Annotated in this window: 18 protein-coding genes; 9 read left to right on the forward strand and 9 right to left on the reverse strand. The window is 70.7% G+C overall.

Annotated features, from left to right (window positions below):
* Positions 1 to 137 precede the first annotated feature (137 nt).
* The gene (locus tag OGL88_RS17345) at positions 138 to 1,523 is read right to left on the reverse strand and encodes an FAD-binding oxidoreductase (protein WP_263092261.1); all 1,386 of its coding nucleotides are present in this window, start codon (positions 1,521 to 1,523) and stop codon (positions 138 to 140) included.
* A gap of 140 nt (positions 1,524 to 1,663) precedes the next feature.
* Here OGL88_RS17345 and OGL88_RS17350 point away from each other — a divergent pair, with 140 nt between their 5' ends.
* Positions 1,664 to 2,617: a manganese catalase family protein gene (locus tag OGL88_RS17350; protein ID WP_263092262.1), complete on the forward strand. Its 954-nt coding sequence runs from the start codon at positions 1,664 to 1,666 to the stop codon at positions 2,615 to 2,617.
* 19 nt (positions 2,618 to 2,636) lie between these two features.
* Here OGL88_RS17350 and OGL88_RS17355 read toward each other — a convergent pair whose 3' ends face one another.
* The 4 genes from OGL88_RS17355 to OGL88_RS17370 form a co-directional block, all read right to left on the reverse strand.
* Complete coding sequence (locus OGL88_RS17355; RefSeq protein ID WP_263092263.1) at positions 2,637 to 3,071, reverse strand: VOC family protein; 435 nt, start codon at positions 3,069 to 3,071, stop codon at positions 2,637 to 2,639.
* Positions 3,072 to 3,179: 108 nt separating this feature from the next.
* A complete protein-coding gene (locus OGL88_RS17360; protein ID WP_263092264.1) occupies positions 3,180 to 3,755 on the reverse strand; it encodes a hypothetical protein in 576 nt (191 codons plus the stop codon).
* A 170-nt stretch (positions 3,756 to 3,925) separates the two neighbouring features.
* On the reverse strand, positions 3,926 to 4,396 hold the full coding sequence (locus OGL88_RS17365; RefSeq protein WP_263092265.1) for a hypothetical protein: 471 nt from the start codon (positions 4,394 to 4,396) through the stop codon (positions 3,926 to 3,928).
* A 208-nt stretch (positions 4,397 to 4,604) separates the two neighbouring features.
* A complete protein-coding gene (locus tag OGL88_RS17370; protein ID WP_263092266.1) occupies positions 4,605 to 5,477 on the reverse strand; it encodes a DUF808 domain-containing protein in 873 nt (290 codons plus the stop codon).
* Between the two features lie 98 nt (positions 5,478 to 5,575).
* Here OGL88_RS17370 and OGL88_RS17375 point away from each other — a divergent pair, with 98 nt between their 5' ends.
* Positions 5,576 to 5,845, forward strand: coding sequence for a hypothetical protein (locus OGL88_RS17375; protein WP_123294645.1), 270 nt, complete (start codon positions 5,576 to 5,578; stop codon positions 5,843 to 5,845).
* A gap of 4 nt (positions 5,846 to 5,849) precedes the next feature.
* Here the strand turns inward: OGL88_RS17375 and OGL88_RS17380 are convergent, their stop codons facing one another.
* The 3 genes from OGL88_RS17380 to OGL88_RS17390 are packed head-to-tail and all read right to left on the reverse strand — an operon-like array spanning position 5,850 to position 7,318.
* Positions 5,850 to 6,245 carry an arsenate reductase ArsC gene (locus OGL88_RS17380; RefSeq protein WP_263092267.1) on the reverse strand — a complete coding sequence of 132 codons (396 nt, stop codon included), beginning with the start codon at positions 6,243 to 6,245 and terminating at the stop codon, positions 5,850 to 5,852.
* Positions 6,246 to 6,273: 28 nt separating this feature from the next.
* Positions 6,274 to 6,687, reverse strand: a complete 414-nt coding sequence (locus OGL88_RS17385) for a VOC family protein (RefSeq protein WP_263092268.1) — start codon at positions 6,685 to 6,687, stop codon at positions 6,274 to 6,276.
* 40 nt (positions 6,688 to 6,727) lie between these two features.
* Complete coding sequence (locus tag OGL88_RS17390) at positions 6,728 to 7,318, reverse strand: TetR/AcrR family transcriptional regulator (RefSeq protein WP_263092269.1); 591 nt, start codon at positions 7,316 to 7,318, stop codon at positions 6,728 to 6,730.
* 108 nt (positions 7,319 to 7,426) lie between these two features.
* Between OGL88_RS17390 and OGL88_RS17395 the strand changes: the two genes are divergently transcribed.
* Positions 7,427 to 8,368, forward strand: a complete 942-nt coding sequence (locus OGL88_RS17395; RefSeq protein WP_263092270.1) for an aldo/keto reductase — start codon at positions 7,427 to 7,429, stop codon at positions 8,366 to 8,368.
* Positions 8,369 to 8,403: 35 nt separating this feature from the next.
* On the opposite strand, the gene OGL88_RS17400 is transcribed toward OGL88_RS17395, so the two are convergent.
* On the reverse strand, positions 8,404 to 8,967 hold the full coding sequence (locus OGL88_RS17400) for a TetR/AcrR family transcriptional regulator (RefSeq protein ID WP_263092271.1): 564 nt from the start codon (positions 8,965 to 8,967) through the stop codon (positions 8,404 to 8,406).
* Between the two features lie 68 nt (positions 8,968 to 9,035).
* Here OGL88_RS17400 and OGL88_RS17405 point away from each other — a divergent pair, with 68 nt between their 5' ends.
* The 6 genes from OGL88_RS17405 (at position 9,036) to OGL88_RS17430 (ending at position 13,222) form a co-directional block, all read left to right on the forward strand.
* A complete protein-coding gene (locus tag OGL88_RS17405) occupies positions 9,036 to 9,794 on the forward strand; it encodes an SDR family NAD(P)-dependent oxidoreductase (RefSeq protein WP_263092272.1) in 759 nt (252 codons plus the stop codon).
* A 72-nt stretch (positions 9,795 to 9,866) separates the two neighbouring features.
* Positions 9,867 to 10,472 (forward strand): nucleotidyltransferase domain-containing protein, encoded by a 606-nt coding sequence (locus OGL88_RS17410; protein ID WP_263092273.1) that lies wholly within the window; start codon positions 9,867 to 9,869, stop codon positions 10,470 to 10,472.
* Positions 10,469 to 10,891 carry a DNA-binding protein gene (locus tag OGL88_RS17415; protein WP_263092274.1) on the forward strand — a complete coding sequence of 141 codons (423 nt, stop codon included), beginning with the start codon at positions 10,469 to 10,471 and terminating at the stop codon, positions 10,889 to 10,891. Before OGL88_RS17410 ends, OGL88_RS17415 begins: the two co-directional genes overlap by 4 nt.
* A gap of 44 nt (positions 10,892 to 10,935) precedes the next feature.
* Positions 10,936 to 11,349, forward strand: a complete 414-nt coding sequence (locus OGL88_RS17420; protein ID WP_263092275.1) for a hypothetical protein — start codon at positions 10,936 to 10,938, stop codon at positions 11,347 to 11,349.
* A 189-nt stretch (positions 11,350 to 11,538) separates the two neighbouring features.
* The gene (locus OGL88_RS17425; RefSeq protein WP_263092276.1) at positions 11,539 to 12,366 is read left to right on the forward strand and encodes an ABC transporter ATP-binding protein; all 828 of its coding nucleotides are present in this window, start codon (positions 11,539 to 11,541) and stop codon (positions 12,364 to 12,366) included.
* A 13-nt stretch (positions 12,367 to 12,379) separates the two neighbouring features.
* Positions 12,380 to 13,222: an ABC transporter permease gene (locus OGL88_RS17430; RefSeq protein WP_263092277.1), complete on the forward strand. Its 843-nt coding sequence runs from the start codon at positions 12,380 to 12,382 to the stop codon at positions 13,220 to 13,222.
* Positions 13,223 to 13,291: the final 69 nt, after the last annotated feature.

Raw genomic sequence — 13,291 nt, forward strand, 5'->3', positions numbered from 1 at the left:
GGGCCTCCGGCAAACGGATTGGACCGATCTGTCTCTGTTACCGGTCTGTGACCTTCGCGCCCTGGGCGCGACCAGTGGACGGACGGGAGGCCCGGTGCCAGCTGGCACCGGGCCTCCCGTCCGTCGTCGTCGTGCGTTCAGAACGCCTTGCCGGGATTCAGGGTGCCCGCCGGGTCCAGGGCGTCCTTCACGGCCCGGTGCATCGCGAGGACCCGCTCGCCGAGCTCCTGCCGCAGGCCCGGCAGCTTGAGCAGACCGACACCGTGCTCTCCCGTGACGGTGCCGCCGAGAGCCAGGCAGTCCGCGACGATCTGGTCGAACGCCTCCTTCGCGCGGGCCTTCGCGGCGGCGTCGCCCTCCGGAGCGATGATCAGCGGGTGCAGGTTGCCGTCGCCGGCGTGCGCGATGTTCGCGATGGTGACGTCGTGCGCTGCCGCGGTCGCCTGGATCCGCCGCAGCATCTCGGGCACCGCGCTGCGGGGCACGCAGATGTCCTCGGTGAGCACCGGGCCGAGCCGCTCGAGTGCCGGGTACGCCAGTCGCCGTGCCTGGAACAGCCGGTCGATGTCGTCCGGGTCCGTGGCGCGCTCGACGTCGGTCCCGCCGGCCTGCGCGAAGACCGCTGCGACCTGGTCGGCGAGCTCGTCCCCCGCGGCACCACGCTCGTCGACCCGGGCCAGCAGCAGGGTGTCGACGTCGGACGGCAGCTCGAGGTGCATCCAGTCGTCGACGGCCCGGAGACAGGTCCGGTCCACGATCTCGAGTGCGGCGGGGATGATCCCGGCACGCGAGATCGCGGCGACGGCGTCCCCGGCAGCGCTGAGCGAGGGGAAGTACCCGATCACGGCGCGTTCGTCGCGTCCGGCCAGGGGGAGCAGCTTGACGGTGACCGACACGACGATGCCGAGCGTGCCCTCCGAGCCCACCATCAGGCCAGCCAGGTCGTACCCGGCCACGCCCTTCGCCGTGCGGCGCCCGAGCTCCACCACGGAACCGTCGGCCAGCACGACGGTCATCCCGAGCACGTAGTCGCGGGTGACGCCGTACTTCACGCAGCAGATCCCGCCGGCGTTCGTCGCGACGTTGCCGCCGATCGTCGAGATGGCCGAGCTCGCCGGGTCCGGCGGGTACCAGAGTCCGTGTTCCGCGACGGCAGCCCGGAGCGCGTCGTTGATCACACCGGGCTGGGCGACGGCGTAGCGCTCGTCGGTGTTCACCTCGAGCACCGCGTCCATCAGTTCCAGGGACAGGACGACCGATCCGGCCATCGCGTTCGCCCCACCGGACAGACCGGTCCCGGCGCCGCGCGGTACCACCCGCACGCCGGCGGCTGCCGCCCACCGGACGGTGGCGACGACGTCGTCGGTGCTGCGTGCGAGGACGACGGCGAGCGGTGCCGTGGAGTCGGCCCACTCGGCATCGTCGTGGCGGTACCGCTCGAGCGACGCCGGGTCGCGGAGGACCTGGCCCGGCCCGAGCAGATCGTCGAGGGCGGCGGTGTCGACGGCGTGACTGGCGGTCATCGGTTCGGGGGTCCTTCCGGGCGCTGCGGTGCGGCGCCGACGACGATACCGCGCTGAGTGGACGACCCGTGTCGTCTGCCAGGGACGCCGGACGACGGTGAGGCACGCGGCGGTCCCGTCGCGGTGAGCAAGGAGTGTCCATGTACTTCCACGCACAGACCTGGATCAACGAGATCGCCGACGGCGAGCCCGACCCGGCCGCCGCCAACGCCCTGCAGGAAGGGCTCGGCGGGCAGTTCGGCGAGATGCGCACGATGATGCAGTACCTGTTCCAGGCGATGAACTTCCGGGGCCCGGCGGCGAAGCCGTACCGCGACCTCATCCAGGGCGTCGGTACCGAGGAGATCAGCCACGTCGAGCTCATCGGCACCACGATCTCCCGCCTGCTCGACGGCTCGCCCGAGTACACCGGCAAGCTCACCGACCCGCTGGACAAGCCGGGTGCGAAGGGTGCGACGCCGCTCAACATCGCGCTCGACACGAGCAACATCCACCACTACCTGGTCGGCGCGCAGGGTGCTCTGCCGGTCGATGCGGCGGGCAACCCGTGGAGCGGCAGCTACGTCTACAACTCCGGCAACCTGCCGCTCGACCTGCTCTACAACCTGATGCTCGAGTCCACCGGTCGCCTGCAGAAGTGCCGCATCTACGAGATGACGGACAACCCCACCGCGCGCAGCACCATCGCGTACCTGATCGTCCGCGACCAGGCGCACGAGAACGCCTACGCGAAGGCACTCGAGACCCTCGGCGTCGACTGGAAGACCCTGCTGCCGATCCCGAAGACGAACGCCGAGCGGTTCCCGGAGGTCAAGGAACTCGTCGACCTCGGGCTGCAGAGCAAGCAGTACAGCTTCGACCTCGACGGGGCGTCGGAGGCAGGCAAGATCTTCCGCGGAGCGTCACCGTCGAAGGACGGCACGGACCTGACCGCGACCGAGCAGGCCCCTGCCGGCGTGCCGTCGTTCATCGCTCCGGAGCGACTCGAGGAGTTCGCTCCCGGCCTCGACGCCGACCTGCTGGCACTCATCCAGCAGACCGCCGAGCTCGAGCTCGACCAGGCGGAGACGCCGCTCTACGGGCCGGTGGTCTGAGTCCGCCTGCGCTCGCGGATCAGTCGAGGCAGAACTCGTTGCCCTCGACGTCCTGCATCACGATGCAGGACTCGTCGACCTGATCCGCGAGCATGCGGCGGAACTGCGTCGCGCCGAGTGCGACGAGGCGGGCGCTCTCCGCGTCGAGTGCCGCGAGGCGCTCCTCGCCGACCAGACCGGTGCCGACCCGGACGTCCAGGTGCACGCGGTTCTTCACCGTCTTGCCCTCGGGTACCCGTTGGAAGAACAGCCTCGGGCCGGCGCCGGTCGGGTCGACGCACGCGAAGGCCGAGTCCTGGTGCTCGGGCGGCAGCGAGGCGTTGAAGGCCTGCCAGTCGACGAACCCGGGCGGGGGAGCAGGGACCTCGTAGCCGAGGACCTCGCACCAGAACCGGGCGACCCGCTCCGGCTCGGCGCAGTCGAACGTCACCTGGACCTGTCGCACCGTTGCCATGCGCGCCAGGGTAATCCGGCCGCGCGGCCGGTGCGAACCGGTTCTGCGACGGACCACGAGTTGATCGACGAGTGGTCCGTCGGAACACTCGTGTTCCGACTCGGGTCACTACGGTCCGGTGACGAACTGCTCCCGCACGACCGTCACCGTCGCCGCGTCCACGCCGACACTCAGGTGGAGCGGCGGCCGGTCGAGGACCAGTCCGAGCGCAGAGCGGACGCGAACGGCCTCGGTCCTGGTGAGGCGCTCGCCCACCCTGTCCCGCCTGGTGACGAGCGACGCGAGGATCGCGAGGTCGTTCAGGTGTCGGTCCGCACGTGCTCCATCGCCGATGAGGAGCGCGGACGCCTTGGCGACCAGTGCTCCCTGCAGGGTCGGTCGGTTCACACGCCCGGCCCGGCCCGAGACCTCGACGTCGATCGTCTCCGATCGGTCGAGTGCCCCTTGACCGCCCGGCGCTGCGATCGTCCGACCACCCGTCACGCCGACCCGGTTGTCCGCTCGTTCGCCGAGGAAGCGTGGGATGAGGACGTCGATCTGGGCGTCGCCCTTCAGCCATCGGTGTTGCACGCCACGTGTCCCCTCGAGCACGGGCGGTGCTTCGCCGGCAGACTCGAACCCCAGCGCGCTGAGCACGGCGGTGAAGTCGTGGAGGACCCGCGGTCGTGCGCGGACGTCGAGCACGGCGTCAGCGTCTTGCGTTGGCCGGGGCGGAACGGCGCCTCGCTCCCAGCACAACGAATGCACCATCTGCCCGCCGACGAGCGCCCATCCACTCGGGTGGCGTTCGTGGACCTGGAACAGCGCGTGCCACGCTGCGGCCTGGGCCGACGTCATGGCCGGAGCGACGATCGTCACGACGTGGCCTGGAGGAGCTCCGCAACCCGGGACCGTTCGCGGATTCCGTCGTGCCCCGCGAGGTCGACCAAGAGCAACCCGAGCGGAAGCGGCGATGGGGGCTTCTGATCAGATACGTGCAGCAGGACGTTGGGCTGGTCGGACGGGCGGAGGAGGTAGTCACGCCGGAGTGCATCGGCGTCGCCGGCCGCGACTCGAGCCTCGAGCTGCCCCGCCGCGGCGATCTCCGAGCGGGGATCGCTGAAACCCGACTTCACCAGGCGACCGTCAGCGGCGAGGTCCTCGAGGTCGGCATCGGCCACTCGGAGACGAAGTGCAGGGACCGGGCGAATCCAGGCTCCGAGCATGCGGTCCGGTTCGGCGCTCCGAAAGAGTTCGTCCCGGTAGCGGCGAAGACGGACCCGCTCCGGCGCTGAGAGGCCATCGATCGGCTGACCGGAGAGCGAGGCCAGCAGGTTGCTGCGCATCCGTGCACCGAGCGGTCGACTCGCGGCAGGACGATGCTCCGACGATTGGTCGACGAGCCACTGGCCGCCGACCTGGCGTGCTCGGATCGATCCCCCTTCGATCAGCGCCCGGACGCGTCGCGGTGACAACCCCGCGCGGACCGCGAACTCGGCGACACTCTCCTCAGCCATGTACACAAGTGTACCGATGGCGGAACAGAAGTGTAAGTCAGTGCTTCCCGCGGAGGCGACCGACGCCGAGGACGATCGCCACGACGACCATGCCGAGGACGACGCCGGCGAGCGCCGAGACCGCGGTGTCGACGACCCACGTGATCACCGGGCCCGCGGCCTCGATCGCGTGCTCGATCGTGTGCAACAGGTCGTACGGGCCGTGCCAGAAGGTCTCGGCGAGGTTCGCGATGACCAGGTGCCCGCCGACCCAGAGCATCGCAACGGTGCCGATGACGCTGATGACCCGGAAGACCGTCGGCATCGCCCGCACGATCCGCGCTCCTGTGCGACGGGTCCGGCGGACCGAGTTCTTCATCATCTGCAGACCGACGTCGTCGATCTTCACCAGCAGGGCCACGGCACCGTAGACGACCGCCGTCATGACGAGTCCGATCACGATGAGGGCACCGAGCGTCGGCCAGAGCCCGAGGTCGGGGTCGAGGCCGGCCAGGGCGATGAGCATGATCTCGGTGCTCAGGATGAGGTCGGTCCGGATGGCGCCGAACACGAGCTTCGGTTCGGTGACCGAGTCGGTGGTGCCTGCGCCGTGGTGGACGCCGAACCACTCGGTGACCTTCTCCGCGCCCTCGAAGCACAGGTACGTCCCGCCGATGAGCAGGAGGTACGGCAGCACCCGGGGCGCGAACGCGGTGAGCAGCAGCGCCAGCGGGATGATGATGATGAACTTGTTGAACAGGCTGCCGAGCGCGATGCGCCCGACGACCGGCAGTTCCCGGGCCGGCGCGAGTCCCTGCACGTACTGCGGGGTGACCGCGGCGTCGTCGATGACGACACCGGCGGTCTTCGCGCTCGCTTTCAGGGCCGCGGAGAGGATGTCGTCCACCACGGCGAGCAATCCGACTGACATGACTTCGTTCTCCGCTCGTCCGGGCCTGTGACGGTGCTCAGCGTAGTGGGCGCAGCGGACCCTGAACGCCGCCGGGGCACCGTCCGTAGGCTGACGCCATGGCTGACTTCACCGCTGCACAGGCCGCCGTCGTGCGGATCGAACGCGCCGAGGAGGGGCGTTGGGACCTCACGGTGATCAGCGACTCGGGCGTGAAGATGGGGCACGGCGTGTACTTGTTCGACGCCGCGCACGACGACGCCGAGGACGAGCAGGCCGCCGCGCTCGACTTCGTGCGCGACTACGGCTTCCGGTTCGAGCGCGACGCCGTGCAGGCCGACGGCGCGGATGCCTACTGGGCGCCGCTGCTGCCGTCCGACCAGCAGTGACCGGCTACAGGGACGCGATCAACCGCTCGACCCGCATCCGGATGTCGTCGCGGATCGGGCGGACCTGCTCGATCACCAGCCCGGCCGGGTCGGCGAGGTCCCAGTCCTCGTAGCGCTTGCCGGGGAACACCGGGCAGGCGTCCCCGCAGCCCATGGTGACGACGACGTCCGACTCGCGCACGGTCTCGGTCTCGAGCACTGCCGGTCGGGCGTCGGCGATGTCGATGCCCTGCTCGGCCATGGCCTGCACCGCGACGGAGTTGACCTGGTCGGCGGGCTCGCTGCCGGCGGAGAACACCCGGACGCGGTCACCGGCGAGGTGCTGCAGCCACCCCGCGGCCATCTGGGAGCGTCCGGCGTTGTGGACGCACACGAACAGGACGGCGGGGCGATCGGTCATGCGCCCATCATCCCAGCGCGGACGGCCGTCATCCCAGCGCGGACGCCTCGAACCCGATCAGCCACGTGACGCCGAACGCGTCCCGCACGGTGCCGTCCCAGTCACCCCACGGCCGTTGCTGCAGGGCGTCGACGACCGTGCCGCCTTCGGCGAGCGCGTCGAACCAGCGCCGCAGGACGTCGGGTTCGTCGGCCCCGAGGAGCGAGAACAGCAGGCCGGTCGCCGCGAACGGCTCGTCGGTCTCGCTCGCGTCGGCGGCGAAGAGCTGTAGCCCGCCGGTGAGCTGCCCGTGGGCGACCGCGTCGGCGGGGCCGTCGGTCCGTGAGAAGTCGGCGTAGGTCGCGATCTGGACCTCGCCGCCGAAGACCCCTCGCCAGTGCTCGAGGGCCCGCCTGGCGGTGCCGGCGAGTTGGAAGTACGGCGACGGTCCGGTGACGTTCATGCCCGGACGATACCGCCGGACGACGGCGCGCGTCCGCTCGTCAGGCGCTCGGGGCGATGCCGTCGAACGCGCGTCGCAGGATCCGGGCCGCGTCGGGGTCGTCGCCCGTGGCCCAGGTGGTGATCGCCACGTCGAAGCACCCGAGGGCGGCCTGCACGAGGACTCGTGCGCGCAGCTCGGCGTCGGGCCCGTGGAGCTGTTCGACGACGAGGGGCGTCAGGACGTCCGCCCAGGCCTGGTGCTTCTCGAGGTTCCGTGCGCGCAGCGACGTCGTGCTCGTCATCACGCGGACGGATCGTCGTCCGGTCTCAGGGTCGTCGGTGCTGCCGCGCTCGAGCATCTCGGCGAACGCCTCGCGCAGCGCGGGCCACACCGGCTGGGTCGTCGACCGCGACCGGAACGCCTCGGCGAGGGCGTCCCGGTGTCGCGCGGGGTCGCCGATGACGGCGTCCTCCTTCGCGGGGAAGTACCGGTGGAAGCTCCGCGCCGAGATCCCCACCTCGGTGGCGACCTGTTCCACGGTGACGTTCTCGAACCCGTCGGTGTCGAACCGCTCGAGTGCCACGGCGGCGATGCGCGCGCGGACGGCGTCGCGGGTGATGTCCCGCAGGCCGGTTCGCACGTCGCTCACGGACCGATCGTACCGCGACGTCATCTTCGGTCCAGGTTGTCAGACTCTGACAATCGTGGCGTACAGTGCCAATCGCATGACCACCACACGTCACGAAGGGACGGCACCATGCAGCAACGCACCCTCGGCCGACAGGGCCTCACCGTCAGCGCCATCGGCTACGGCGCCATGGGCACCACGTTCGCCTACGGACCCGGCGACGACACCGAGTCCGTCGCCGCGATCCGGCACGCCCACGAACTCGGCGTCACGCACTTCGACACCGCCGAGCTGTACGGCTGGGGGACCGGCGAGCGGCTCCTCGGCGCGGCGCTCGCCCCGATCCGCGACGAGGTGACGATCGCCACGAAGTTCGGGTTCACCCCCGAGGCGTACGCACCGGACTCCCGACCGGAGCACATCCGCCAGGTGGTGGACGCGAGCCTGCAGAACCTCGGCACCGACTCGATCGACCTGCTCTACCAGCACGTCCACGACCCGGCCGTCCCGATCGAGGACGTCGTCGGCGTGATGCAGGAGTTCGTGCAGGCTGGCAAGGTCCGGTACCTCGGCCTGTCGAACACCGATGCCGACCAGATCCGCCGTGCGCACGCTGTCCACCCGATCTCGGCGTTCCAGACCGAGTACTCCGTCTTCTCGCGGGAGTCCGAGGCGCTCTTCCCCCTCGTCGACGAGCTCGGCATCGGCGTCGTCGCCTACTCGCCGCTGGCGCGCGGCTTCCTGAGCGGCGCAGTGCAGCCTGCGAGCGCGTACGCGGCCGACGACATCCGCCAGCAGCTCGAGTGGTGGGCGCCGGAGCACTTCGATGCGAACGTCGCCGTCGTCACTGCACTCACCGAGATCGCCGACGCGAAGGGCGTCTCGCTCTCGCAGCTCGCGTTGGCCTGGATCCTGGCGAAGCGCGCCGATCTGGTCCCGATCCCCGGATCGCGCAACCCCGGACGCGTCGCCGAGAACGTCGCCGCTGCCGAGGTGCGGCTCTCTGACGACGAGGTGGCGCGCATCGACGCGCTGTCGCGCGACGTCCGTGGGAAGCGCGCGATGGGCTGAACCCGTCCGTCCGGTGCTCGCGTCCGGGGCGCGTCTCAGGTGAGCAGGGCGAGGGCGCGGTCCACGACGTCCTCCGGACGGCCGTCGCCGTGCAGCGCCCACCAGGTGAGGGCCGCGCTCGCCGCGGCCGCCAGGGCGTGCGCGCGCACCGACACCGCGAGGTCGTCGGGCGTCGCGCCGTCCCGCTCGGCCACGAACCGGATGATCGCGTCGGTCAGGCTCGTGACCGTGGCCGCGCCGACGTGTTCGAGCGAGGGGTTCGCTCGGATGACGCGGAGTCGGTGGCGGGTGACCTCGACGGCGTCGTCGGGGAAGGTCGCGCCGATCCGGTAGGCCGCGCGCAGGGCGACCGGCGACGACTCCGTGGCCGGCCGCTGTCGGAGTGCGTCACCGAACCGCGAGGCGAACTCGTCGAGCCCGCCCCAGACGAGCGCCGCCTTGTTCGGGAACAGCCGGAACAACGACCGGCGGCTCACGCCGGCAGCTGCGGCGACGTCGTCCATCGACACGTCGTCGAAGCCCTGCTCGTCGAACAGCCGGAGCGCCACGAGGGACACCGCGTCCGGGTCGATCGTGCGGGGGCGTCCCGTCGCGTGCATGGAGTCCTTTCGGCACTGAGTGCTATAACCATCGTGGCGCAGCGAGCGCCTCTCAGTGAGGAGACGACATGACCGACAGCACCGCCGGACGTTTCACCGGCAGGACCATCATCGTCACCGGGGCGGGTTCCGGCATCGGACGCGCCACGGCGACGCGCATCGCGAACGAGGGCGGACGGGTGATCGCGACCGACGTCGTCGCCGAACGCCTCGACGTGCTCCGCTCCGAACTCGAGGGCCTCGAACTCGAGACCGTCGTCGGGGACGTCGCCTCGACCGAGACCATCGACGCGCTCATCGCTGCCGCGGGCGATCGCATCGACGGTCTGGCGAACGTCGCCGGCATCATGGATGCCTTCCTGCCGCCGAGCGAGGTCGACGACGCCACCTGGGACCGCGTCTTCAGCGTCAACGTCACCGGACCGATGCGCCTCACCCGCGCCGTCCTCCCGCACATGATCGCCGCCGGCCGCGGCGCCGTCGTGAACGTCGCGTCCGAGGCCGCACTCCGTGCCTCGGCAGCGGGTGCCGCGTACACGGCGTCGAAGCACGCGATCGCCGGGTTCACCAAGAGCGTGGCGTTCTTCCACGGGCCGCAGGGCATCCGGGCGAACGCGGTCGCGCCGGGTGCGGTCGCGACGAACATCGAGGCACCGATGCGCAGCGAGTACGCCGCCAGCCGGGTCGGGCCCATCATGCAGGTCGCGATCCCGCCGGTCGCGCAGCCGGAGCAGCTCGCCGCGGCCATCACCTGGCTGCTCAGCGACGACTCCGCCAACGTGAACGGCGCCGTGCTGCCCAGCGATGGTGGGTGGTCGGTCGTCTGACGAAAATGCTCAGATACGAGTAGAAATCTACTAGAAGTGGTAGATTTCTACTCGTATCGATCGGAGGTCCCGATGCAGTTGCAATCCCCCTTCGCGACGGTGACCACCTCCGTGGACGGCGATGTGCTCGCCGTCCTGGCACGAGCGCCAGGACCGATGACGATCGCGGACATCTGCAGCCTGGTGCCGGACCGGTCGTACGCCGGGGTCCGGAACAGTGCGGATCGGCTGGTCGAGCAGGGTGTCGTCGACGGGCACCGGACCGGACGGACGAAGTCGTTCAGCCTGAACCGGGAACACCTCGCCGCCGATGCGATCACCGCTCTGGCCGATCTCCGGCGCGCGTTCCTCGAACGACTCCGATCGGGCTGTCGACCGATCCCCCTCGTGTACGCCGCGCTCTTCGGATCCGGCGCCCGTGGTGAGATGCGGCCGGACAGCGACCTCGATGTCTGCTTCATCGTCGAGCGCGGCCGACGTGCGGAGGCAGAGGACCAGATCCACGCGGTGTGCCGTGCGGCCGGTCGGTGGACCGGGAACGCCGTGCGGCCGGTCCTCTTCGACGAGGACGAGATCGACGGCATCGACCCGCTCCTCGCATCGGTCGCCGGGGACGGGATTCCCATCGCAGGCGATGGTCGATGGCTGTCCCGGAAGCTCCGTACCCTGACTGGATGACCCCGCGAACTGGCACCACCGCACCGGGCGACGAGTCGTTCCGGAGGGGTCGGCTCGCCAAGGCGACGGAGTTCCTCGACGCGGCAGAGGCCCTCCGCGCGCTCGGCGGTGATGCAGGGGTCTTCGGTGCCGGATCGCAGTTCGCGAACGCGTTCGTCACGCAGTGCGTCCTCAGCGGCATCGCCGCGGCTGACGCGATCTGCGTCGCTCGGACCGGCGAGTACTCGCGATCGGGAGCACACGACGAAGCGGTACCCGTGCTGCGTGCGGCTGCTGGACAGTCGGTCGCGAAGCACCTCGAGGTGCTGTTGGCGGTGAAGACCAAAGCCGAGTACAACGCGCGGTCGGTCAGCGACAGCGACATCGTGCGCGCCGGGGAAGCGGCCGAGGCCCTCGAGGCGGCCGCGCGGTCGGTCTGACGCGCCGGTCGATCCGGAGCGGCTGGCCCGCCTACACTGCCGACATGACCGAGGTCCCCGTCGCGCGCTCCGAGTGGGGCCGGTTCGCCCCCGACTCCGTCGAACGCCGGATGCTCGAGCACACCGGCACTGCCCTCGGCCTCGTCCTCCGCCCGCGCACGGTCGTGCTCGACCGCGCCCGGGTCGAGGTCGAGGGCATCGACGACGCCGACCACGTCGTCGTGCAGCTCGTCGCGAACCAGGGCGCCTACAAGCCCGCCTGGCGCAACAAGGTGATGGCGGACCTGTTCAAGCTGCTGTGGCTGCGGCGGTCGGTCCCCGGCGTGGAGCGGGCCGTGCTCGTCGTCGCCGAACCCGCAGCGAGGGCGCTCGCCGGGTGGGTGGCGGTGGCCGCCGAGGACCTCGGTGTCGAGGTGCTGCTCTGGGACGGGCAGACCGCGGTACCGTCACCGCGCTGAGCCCAGCCGACCCGACCCGCGCACTCGTTCACACGTTCGCAACACATGTGGTCCGACTCCGTAACACGGGCGTCCTAACCTCGTCACCAGCAGCGGATTTCCGCGTCGCAGACCAACCCGAGCTCGCGACGCACGCTCTCCGCCATACGAGACCGAGCCTGCGTGCTCGCCGACGGTATGGAGGAACGGATGACCACATCAGCGGTCCGCGTGGACGCGGTGCGCAAGGTGTACGGCAGCGGCCCGAGCGCCATGGTCGCGCTCGACGACGCCCGGCTGACGATCGAGCCCGGGAAGTTCGTCTCGCTCATCGGCCCGAGCGGCTGCGGGAAGTCGACGCTGCTCCGCCTGGTGGCCGGGCTCGAGCCCGCCGACAGCGGTGACGTCCGGGTGCACGGTGTCACGCCGGCCCAGGCCTGCGCGGCGAAGCTCATCGGACTCGTGCCCCAGGCGCCGGCACTGCTGCCCTGGCTCACCGTGCTGCAGAACGTCTCGCTCGCCGGGCGCGTGAACCCGGGCGCCGGTCGCCGCCGCGCCGCCATCGAGGACCTCGAGGAGCGCGGCACCGGCGCCGGCCCGGACATGCGCGAACTCCTGCGGATGGCAGGACTCGGCGAGGCGATGGACAAGCTCCCCGCGCAGCTGTCCGGCGGCATGCAGCAGCGCGCCGCGATCGTCCGGGCCTTCGGCCTGCGCCCCGACGTCCTGCTGATGGACGAGCCGTTCTCGGCGCTCGACGAGTTCACCCGCGAGAGCCTGCAGGACCAGCTGCTCGACCTGTGGGACGAGCTGCGCACGACGGTGCTCTTCGTGACGCACTCGGTGTCCGAAGCCGTCCGGATGTCGGACACGGTCGTCGTGATGGCGCCGCGCCCCGGACGGATCGTCGACGTCATCGACATCGACCTGCCCCGCCCGCGCAACCAGCGATTGTTCGAGGAACAGCGGTTCCACGAGTACGAAGACCTGGTCCGGACCCGGTTGCACAGCGCCTGGCGCATGACCGATGCGGCCTGAGGGAGACGGGACCATGAGCGCCACCACCACCTCCACGCCCGCCGCGACCGCCACCACGGCCGACGCCGAGCGACGCTCTGCCCGTCGACCGGTGCCGGGTTGGCTCCGACCGACCGTCTGGTTGCCCCTCGTCGTGATGCTCGCCGTCCTGGCGGTGCTCTGGCAGATCGGCGCGACGGCGATGCCGTACCTGCTGCCGCCGTTGCCCGCGGTGGGGGAGACCCTCGCCACGCAGCTGCCCTACTACCTGCAGAACGCCGGCATCACCCTGGCGGAGTCACTCGTCGGCCTGGCAATCGGGTTCCTCGCCGCCTTCGTGCTCGCGGTGCTGACGAGTGAGCTGCCGATCGTCCGCCGTGCGGTCATGCCGATCGCCATCGTGCTGAACGTCACGCCCCTCGTCGCGATCGCCCCGGCCCTGGTGGTGGCGTTCGGGTTCGGGCCGCTGCCGAAGCTCGTCATCACGGCGCTCATCTGCTTCTTCCCGATCCTGATCAACACCGCCGCCGGCCTGCGGTCCGTTCCGCAGCCCGTACTGCAGGTGTACAAGACGATCGATGCCTCCCGGTTCGAGATGCTCGTGCACCTGCGGATCCCGAACGCCCTGCCGTTCGTGTTCGCAGCCCTGCGGATCGTGTTCCCGCTGTCGATCATCGGCGCGGTCGTCGCGGAGCTGTCCGCCTCGGGTTCGACCGGCGGACTCGGCACCGTGATCAGCACGGCGTCGTCGATGAACCAGCTCGCCGTCGTCTACGCGGCGATCGCGATCCTCGCGGTGATGGGCGTGGTCCTGCTCGGACTCATCACGCTCGTCGAGCGGCGCGTCCTGCACTGGCACCGCACCGCGAACGACTGACGCGCCGTCCCCCGGCCGCACCACGCGGCCGCCCCGCGGCCCTGCCGCACCACCCGCCGGCGCGAGCCT

It is taken from the genome of Curtobacterium sp. RIT-PI-V (genome assembly GCF_025642935.1).
GTDB lineage: Bacteria > Actinomycetota > Actinomycetes > Actinomycetales > Microbacteriaceae > Curtobacterium.

What these genes read in the sequence shown, in the direction of transcription:
- OGL88_RS17400 (WP_263092271.1), bottom strand. Translation starts at nt 8,967, where the DNA reads ATGCACGCGACGGGACGCCCCCGCACGATCGACCCGGACGCGGTGTCC.
- OGL88_RS17370 (WP_263092266.1), bottom strand. Translation starts at nt 5,477, where the DNA reads ATGTCAGTCGGATTGCTCGCCGTGGTGGACGACATCCTCTCCGCGGCC.
- OGL88_RS17410 (WP_263092273.1), top strand. Translation starts at nt 9,867, where the DNA reads ATGCAGTTGCAATCCCCCTTCGCGACGGTGACCACCTCCGTGGACGGC.
- OGL88_RS17405 (WP_263092272.1), top strand. Translation starts at nt 9,036, where the DNA reads ATGACCGACAGCACCGCCGGACGTTTCACCGGCAGGACCATCATCGTC.
- OGL88_RS17425 (WP_263092276.1), top strand. Translation starts at nt 11,539, where the DNA reads ATGACCACATCAGCGGTCCGCGTGGACGCGGTGCGCAAGGTGTACGGC.
- OGL88_RS17415 (WP_263092274.1), top strand. Translation starts at nt 10,469, where the DNA reads ATGACCCCGCGAACTGGCACCACCGCACCGGGCGACGAGTCGTTCCGG.
- OGL88_RS17380 (WP_263092267.1), bottom strand. Translation starts at nt 6,245, where the DNA reads ATGACCGATCGCCCCGCCGTCCTGTTCGTGTGCGTCCACAACGCCGGA.
- OGL88_RS17350 (WP_263092262.1), top strand. Translation starts at nt 1,664, where the DNA reads ATGTACTTCCACGCACAGACCTGGATCAACGAGATCGCCGACGGCGAG.
- OGL88_RS17395 (WP_263092270.1), top strand. Translation starts at nt 7,427, where the DNA reads ATGCAGCAACGCACCCTCGGCCGACAGGGCCTCACCGTCAGCGCCATC.
- OGL88_RS17365 (WP_263092265.1), bottom strand. Translation starts at nt 4,396, where the DNA reads ATGCGCAGCAACCTGCTGGCCTCGCTCTCCGGTCAGCCGATCGATGGC.
- OGL88_RS17385 (WP_263092268.1), bottom strand. Translation starts at nt 6,687, where the DNA reads ATGAACGTCACCGGACCGTCGCCGTACTTCCAACTCGCCGGCACCGCC.
- OGL88_RS17430 (WP_263092277.1), top strand. Translation starts at nt 12,380, where the DNA reads ATGAGCGCCACCACCACCTCCACGCCCGCCGCGACCGCCACCACGGCC.
- OGL88_RS17420 (WP_263092275.1), top strand. Translation starts at nt 10,936, where the DNA reads ATGACCGAGGTCCCCGTCGCGCGCTCCGAGTGGGGCCGGTTCGCCCCC.
- OGL88_RS17345 (WP_263092261.1), bottom strand. Translation starts at nt 1,523, where the DNA reads ATGACCGCCAGTCACGCCGTCGACACCGCCGCCCTCGACGATCTGCTC.
- OGL88_RS17355 (WP_263092263.1), bottom strand. Translation starts at nt 3,071, where the DNA reads ATGGCAACGGTGCGACAGGTCCAGGTGACGTTCGACTGCGCCGAGCCG.
- OGL88_RS17375 (WP_123294645.1), top strand. Translation starts at nt 5,576, where the DNA reads ATGGCTGACTTCACCGCTGCACAGGCCGCCGTCGTGCGGATCGAACGC.